This is a genomic window from Streptomyces sp. NRRL B-24572 (assembly GCF_002156145.1).
GTDB classification, from domain to species: domain Bacteria; phylum Actinomycetota; class Actinomycetes; order Streptomycetales; family Streptomycetaceae; genus Streptomyces; species Streptomyces vietnamensis.
In genome coordinates this window covers 1-5,090 of the sequence record NZ_MWIG01000779.1, presented here as the reverse complement: position 1 = coordinate 5,090, position 5,090 = coordinate 1, and the positions used below count along the sequence as shown (strand labels likewise).

At 73.3% G+C, this 5,090-nt stretch carries 7 protein-coding genes; all 7 read right to left on the bottom strand.

What is annotated here, in order from left to right; genetic code table 11:
• Window positions 1-401: hypothetical protein (locus CCN56_RS35740; RefSeq protein WP_218779487.1), on the bottom strand; the 401-nt coding region annotated here is incomplete at its 3' end.
• Window positions 402-515: 114 nt separating this feature from the next.
• Window positions 516-1,145, bottom strand: a complete 630-nt coding sequence (locus CCN56_RS35735; protein ID WP_086831922.1) for a LysE/ArgO family amino acid transporter — start codon at window positions 1,143-1,145, stop codon at window positions 516-518.
• Window positions 1,142-1,450, bottom strand: coding sequence for a DUF2087 domain-containing protein (locus CCN56_RS35730; protein ID WP_086831923.1), 309 nt, complete (start codon window positions 1,448-1,450; stop codon window positions 1,142-1,144). Before CCN56_RS35730 ends, CCN56_RS35735 begins: the two co-directional genes overlap by 4 nt.
• Window positions 1,451-1,493: 43 nt before the next feature.
• Window positions 1,494-1,778 carry a hypothetical protein gene (locus tag CCN56_RS35725; RefSeq protein ID WP_086831921.1) on the bottom strand — a complete coding sequence of 95 codons (285 nt, stop codon included), beginning with the start codon at window positions 1,776-1,778 and terminating at the stop codon, window positions 1,494-1,496.
• Between the two features lie 222 nt (window positions 1,779-2,000).
• A complete protein-coding gene (locus CCN56_RS35720) occupies window positions 2,001-2,963 on the bottom strand; it encodes a sigma-70 family RNA polymerase sigma factor (RefSeq protein WP_179200107.1) in 963 nt (320 codons plus the stop codon).
• A gap of 18 nt (window positions 2,964-2,981) precedes the next feature.
• Window positions 2,982-4,196, bottom strand: coding sequence for an NAD(P)/FAD-dependent oxidoreductase (locus CCN56_RS35715; RefSeq protein WP_086831919.1), 1,215 nt, complete (start codon window positions 4,194-4,196; stop codon window positions 2,982-2,984).
• Window positions 4,197-4,424: 228 nt separating this feature from the next.
• Window positions 4,425-5,003 (bottom strand): TetR/AcrR family transcriptional regulator, encoded by a 579-nt coding sequence (locus tag CCN56_RS35710; protein ID WP_086831918.1) that lies wholly within the window; start codon window positions 5,001-5,003, stop codon window positions 4,425-4,427.
• Between the last annotated feature and the right edge of the window lie 87 nt (window positions 5,004-5,090).

Below are 5,090 nucleotides of genomic sequence, written 5' to 3'. Positions count from 1 at the left end.
GAAGGCCGCGCACCGCCGGGCCGGGGGCGGCGGCCGAACCACAGGCAGAGGACGGCCGCCACCGCCGACGCGAAGCCGGCCAGGACGAAGGTGGGGGCGAAGGTGTCGTCCGGGTAGTCGGCGCCCTCGACCCGCACGGTCGACGGTTCGTCGGCGGCGACCTCCAGCGGGACGGAGAGGTAGAGCCGGGCCTGCCGCAGCAGGTCCGGGTCGAGGCGGAGGTCGTCCGTGCGGTAGGTGCGGCCGTCGACCGCGTACGAGATCTCGTACGACTCACCGCCCTTGGGCTGCGGGATCACGCGGGTGATCGTGCCGTCCACCCGGACGGGCGCCGCGTCGATCCGCCATCCGGCGCGGAACTGCCCGAGGGCACCGGCCGTGAAGAGTACGGACAGCAGCAACGCCACCGCCGTACCGCCGAGTTGGATCCATCTCTGCCGTCCCCCGGGAAGCCTCATGGGGCTGGACTACCACGGGCCGGCCCCCCGTCACCCCTGAACGCCCCGTTCCGTACGTCATCCTTGCGCGACGAGCCGCACCGCGAGGACCACGATCAGCGTGCTCGACGCGAGCGCCGTGCCGAGGCGGCCCCTGGCACCCGTCAGGGTCCGGCCGAGCAAGGTCCCGCCCAGGGCGAGGAACAGCTGCCAGCTGGCGGAGGCGACGAGCGCGGCGAGGACGAAGGCGGTGCGGTCGACGGGGGTCGCGGGCGCCGAGGGGCCCGTGGCGAGGATGAGGGCGGCGAAGTAGATCACCGTCATGGGGTTGAGGATCGTGATCCCCAGGAAGGTCACGTACGCGCGGGCGGGTGTCAGGGCCGTACCGTCGTCGCGGGACGCCAGGCCGCCGTCGCGGTACGCGACCAGGGCGCCCCACCCGGCCCGTACGGCGAGCACCGCGAGCACCACGGCGGACGCCCACCGCAGCGGGGTCATCACCGGGGCGAGTACGGGGACGAGCGCGGAGCCGCCGGCCACGGCGATCAGGGCGTAGACCCCGTCGGCCGTGGCGACGCCGAGGGCCGCGCCGGCGCCCGTACGCCAGCCGTTGCGGGCCGTGACGGTCACCAGGTAGGCGCCGACCGCGCCGACCGGGATCGCGATGCCATAGCCGGCCAGCAGGCCGGCCACCACCGCGGCCGTCACGCGACGGCGGGGATCGCGCCTCCGGGGGAACCGGGCCGCTGCTGTCGGCGGTAGTCCGCGCCGTCCTTCGTACGGGCGAGGAAACCGCCGATCACCAGATACCGGCGCAACGCCGAGAAGTCCTCGTGGACGGTCTTCAGGGCCTCGTTGACCTCGGGCTCGCGGTAGGTCCGGTCCGCCTCGAAGAGGGTCGCGGCGAGGTGCGCGAGGAGCGCCTCGCGGCGGGCGGGCTTGCGCGGGATCGCCTTGAGGCGCCCGTCGGCGGAGAACAGGTCCGCGACGGGGCGGGAGGGGTGACTGGTCATGCCGGAGAGCGTGGCGCCCCACGCCCCGTCCCGCAAAGGGTTTTCAGCGCGTGATGACGTTCACGGCCTGCTGGAAGCTCGGCAGGGCCGACGGCATCCCGGCCTGCTCGAAGAACGGCCGCGCCTTCTCCATGAAGGCGCGGAAGTGCTCCTCCGACTCGAAGAAGTCCGTGACCCGCCACCCGCCGGTCCCGTCCGGCCCGGACGCGTGCGCGATGAACCCGGCCGGCGGAAACCACTCGGCGGCCTGGATCAGCCGCGTGGTCTCCTCGTACTGCTCCTGGGTCCCACCGGGAATCTCGACGGTGACGACGACGCCCTTGCGCATGGCTCTGCTCCTGTACGTCCGGGGAGGGATCGCGACCAGCAGACCAGCCACCCCTCTGCCCCGCACGGCGACGGCGCCCGTTCGAGCGAGCCGGGCGGGGCCGGGTCATCGGCGACCGCCAGGAGGCAGGTGCAGGCTCCTGCACCACGTCGAGCGCGGCCTCGCTGAAGGCCCGGACGCGGGCGGTGGCGGGCGCCGGCCCGGCCGCGGTGGCGCGTCGGATCACCACTGGCTGATCAGTGGCGTGTCCGGTCCGTGCTGCCGCCAGGCTCCGGTGAGGCGTACGAGGCGGGTGGGGGCGGCGATGCCCCGCACGGTTGCGATCCTGCCGCCTGCGATGTCGAACGTCACCGCACCGATGACCTGGTCTCCGAGCACGAAGAGGATGGCCGGGGCGCCGTTGACGAGGGCGTGGTGGACGCCGGGCGTGCCGCCGGCAAGTCGCCGTTTCGCGGGCGTGGGCCGGAAGCCGGCCCGTGCGACGGCGGCGACGCGTTGCGGAGTGTCGTACCGCAGCAGCCTCTCGGCCGGGCCCGCGCCATTGGAGTCCGAGATCGCGGTCGCGTCGTCGGTGAGCAGCGCCACCAGTCGTTCGGTGCGGCCCGAGGAGGCGGCTGCGAGGAATTCCTCGACGATCCTGCGGGCGGTTGCCGGGTCGACTTCGCCACTGCCGCCGCGGCGGGCGGCGGTGATGCGGCGGCGGGCGCGGTGGAGGCGCTGCTGGCTCGCGGACTCGGTGATGTCGAGGATCTCGGCGATCTCGGGGTGGTTGTAGGAGAACGCCTCGCGCAGGATGTAGACGGCCCGTTCGAGGGGTGAGAGGCGCTCCATGACGGTCAGCACGGCCAGGGAGACCGATTCGCGCTGCTCGAACGTGTCGGCCGGGCCGAGCATCGGGTCGCCGTCGAGGAGCGGTTCGGGCAGCCAGGCGCCGGCGGTACGTTCGCGGCGGGCCCGTGCCGAGCGGAGCCGGTCGAGGCACAGGTTGGTGAGGACCTTGGTCAGCCATGCCTCCGGCACCTTGATCCGCTGCCGGTCGGCGGCCTGCCAGTGCAGGAACGTGTCCTGTACGGCGTCTTCGGCGTCGGTGGCGGAGCCCAGCAGCCGGTACGCCAGCGAGGCCAGCCGGTTCCGGCTGGCCTCGAACCGGCCGGTGTCGAAGCGATCGGTTGCGGTGCTGTCCACGCGGATCACCCTAGGCGGCTAGGCGACCGCCTTCTCGGCGGACGCATCCGGCGCGACGGGCACGGGGGCTGCGGCAGCCAGGCGGTGCTTGCGCTTGGGCAGGCCGAACGTCGGGTGCGAGTTGGCCCACAGCGACATCTTGAGGATGCCCGCCTTGATCCGCGCGGCCTTCCGGCCGCCCACGTACTTCGGCTTGGCCAGCCCTTCGTCGTCGACCATCTGCAGGATTCCGTCGCGCCGTCCGAGGCTGATGTGGTTGCCCGGGTACTCCAGCTTGGTGTTCGGGACCTTCCGGCCGGTCAGGCGTCCGACGATCGCGGCCGTGGCCTGCATGCCGGTGTAGCCGGCCGAGGCGCAGGACATCGGCAGCGGCCGGCCGTTGTCGCCGACGGCATGGGCGCTGTCGCCGACGGCGTAGACGTTCGGGTGCGAGACGGACCGCATGGTGCGGTCGACGATGATCCGGCCGTCCTCGGTGACCTCGAGACCGGCGGCGGCGATGGGGCCGACCGCGAACCCGGCCGTCCACACGGTCGCGTCGGACGCCAGAGCGGTGCCGTCCGCGCACAGCACCCGCGCCGCTTCGACGGCTTCGACCTCGGTGTACTCCAGGACGGTGACGCCCAGCCGGTCGCAGGCCCGGCGCAGGTGGCCGCGGGCCCCGGCGGAGAGCCGGGCGCCCAGCTCGCCACGGGCGACCAGCGCAACCGACAGGCCGGGCCGGGACTCGGCGATCTCGGTGGCGGTCTCGATACCCGTCAGCCCGTCGCCGACGACCAGTACGCTCCCGCCTTCGCCCCGCCCGCTCAGGCCGTCCAGGCGCTCGCGCAGGCGCAGCGCCGAGGGCCGACTGGCGACGTCGAAGGCGTGCTCGGCCACGCCGGGGAGGCCGTGGTCGGCACCGTGGCTGCCGAGCGCGTAGAGGAGCGTGTCGTAGCCGATCTCGCCGCCGCCGTCGGCGTCGGCCACGGCGACGACCTGACGCTCGGGGTCGACGGCGGTGACACGGGCCAGGCGCAGCCGTATCCCTGTGCCGGCGAAGACGTCGGTGAGCTTCGGGGCCTCGATCTCCTGGCCGGCGGCGAGCTGGTGCAGCCGCAGCCGCTGGACGAAGTCCGGCTCGGCGTTGACCACGGTGATCTCGGTGTCCGCCGGGGACAGCCGGCGGGCCAGGGTCCCAGCCGTGTAGGCCCCGGCATAGCCGGCGCCGAGGACGACGATGCGGTGCTTCATGTGATGCTCCCGTCGGTTCGCTTGCTCCCTGTCGGTGACTTGAGCGGAACAGCGACCCGATCCCTGACAAGAACCACATGTGACGTGGATCACAGGACGACGAGGGCACCGCCTGACGATGCCCGCGACGGCGAGGCGGCACAGACGGCGAGGCGGCACAGACGCAGGCCGAGCGGGACGAGGCGAGCGGCCGGGGCCCGAGAGCCCCGACCGCGCGCCCGCCGTGTGTCAGGCGATGGCGAGTCGGTCCACCAGCAGTTCCACCCGCCACCCGGTGTGCTCCGGCGGCAGCCGGCCCGCGCGGGTCAGGGTGGCCAGGCCGTGCAGGGCCGCCCAGAACGTCTCGGTGAACAGGCCCGGGTGGACGCCGTCCCCGGCGACCTCTTCGAGGGTCTCCATCAGGGCGGCGAAGGCGTCCTTGAGCGGCTCGGGGGTGTCCTCCCGCGCGTAGGCCAGGCCGCCGTCGAGCTGGAAGACGGCGTCGTAGACCGCCGGGTTGCGCCCGGCGAAGTCGAGGTAGGCGTGGGCGAGGGCGGTGGCCCGGGCGCGCGGGCCGTCCGCGGCGGAGGTCGCGGCCCGTACCGCCGCGGCCAGTTCGGCGGCCCCTTCGAGGGCGACGGCGCCGATGATCTCGCGCTTGCCGCGGAAGTGGCTGTAGAGGACGGGCTGGCTGTATTCGATGCGCTCGGCGAGCCGGCGGGTGGTGACCGCGTCCCAGCCCTGCTGCTCGGCGAGTTCGCGGGCGGTGGCCACGATGAGGCGTTCGCGGTCCGCCCGTTCGCGCTGTTTGCGTTCCTGTACCGACATGATTCGATCCTAGCACCGCTAGACAATCGAGCGGCAGCAGTACTAGCGTTGCCTCAACAGCTAGCAACGCTAGACCGCAGAGGGGTC

Excerpts from the sequence above, each read along its gene's own strand:
- CCN56_RS35710 (WP_086831918.1), bottom strand. The coding sequence starts at position 5,003 with ATGTCGGTACAGGAACGCAAACAGCGCGAACGGGCGGACCGCGAACGC.
- CCN56_RS35715 (WP_086831919.1), bottom strand. The coding sequence starts at position 4,196 with ATGAAGCACCGCATCGTCGTCCTCGGCGCCGGCTATGCCGGGGCCTAC.
- CCN56_RS35725 (WP_086831921.1), bottom strand. The coding sequence starts at position 1,778 with ATGCGCAAGGGCGTCGTCGTCACCGTCGAGATTCCCGGTGGGACCCAG.
- CCN56_RS35730 (WP_086831923.1), bottom strand. The coding sequence starts at position 1,450 with ATGACCAGTCACCCCTCCCGCCCCGTCGCGGACCTGTTCTCCGCCGAC.